Genomic DNA, 1,217 nt, shown 5'->3' on the forward strand with positions numbered 1-1,217 from the left:
ATGTGAATATTTCTGCAAGGATAGTTAGCGTAATATCACCATAAAGATGAGTAAATATATAATTTTGGCATTCGTTTATAGGTTTGGAATGTTTTTTTATAGTCCCATTTTTGACACGTTCTGCAAACTCAAGTAAAGCATTCTCCAAAAAAGGGGAAATGGCTTCATTTTTATGTATTTCTTCGAGTTTTTGTATAAATAAATCACTAAGAGTATATGCGATTTCAGGGAAAAGTCCTCCTTCTATAGCAGATCTAGTTGCAAGTGTAATAGCTGCAATGGCAGAATTTTTTTGGCTTCGCAGGTGACTTGTCTTTGATAACACCCCAAGCTCTCCTGATTCAGGTAATCTCCTTAGATTTTTAATTAAATCCTCCTTTTTCCCTTGCTTAATACACTCAAATATTTTCCTCTCAGCTAGTGGATCGATATGAGTTAATGTACTTTGTCGTTGCTCCGATATATGTATTTCGGGCTGTTCAATTTTAAATTCCACCTTTTTTACAAGCATGTTTTTTTGCAGAACATCTGCTATGTTCAACTGTTTTTGATACAGCATGTAATAAAGCACTAAACTTATATTTAAAAAACTCAAATTATTTAATACGGGTAGAGAACGATAATATCGAATCATTTCTTCTTTGTCTATTTTTAGTTGAAGATCATTAACGATACCTTTAATTGATGTTTCTGATAGCCTGGAATAAAGTACGGGTCCAACAATGATATTCCCACTAATTTGGTCGTTCAAACGCAGATTAATTGCGAAAAAATTTTCAAGAAAGGCTGTCTCTTCTAATGACGGAAAAGTAAAGGGGGGCTGTTCCTTAAATAGTTCATTAAGTATCGCCTCTTTTGAAGAATACATAGGGTTATGCTGAATATTGGACGAGATTTCAAATACTAAATCTCCTTTGTTATTAAGAAAATAGATAGGTGTTTTATGTACGTCAAAGATTAGTTTACAAATATAATATAAATCCTCTAGTTTGGAGCAACTCATTATTGTAACCTCTATTCTTTAAAAATCAGCTAAAATTTTTACAAGTATTCTAAAAAATATACCATAATATCTAAAAAATAATAACTATAATGACATTAAGAAAGCGTTTACTTAATTATTTTTTAGGAGGGCTATCATGAAAAGAGATATTAAGAAAATCATTTCACAAATGACATTAGAAGAAAAGGCAAGTCTATGTTCTGGATTAGACCTG

The 1,217-nt window shown here is 31.4% G+C and carries 1 protein-coding gene; it reads right to left on the reverse strand.

The window, feature by feature from the left end; genetic code table 11:
* On the reverse strand, window positions 1-1,003 hold a 1,003-nt coding region (locus AC1DTM_RS27350; RefSeq protein WP_477001363.1), incomplete at its 3' end, for a PocR ligand-binding domain-containing protein.
* Window positions 1,004-1,217: the final 214 nt, after the last annotated feature.

The organism is Bacillus sp. P4_D3 (assembly GCF_056401855.1).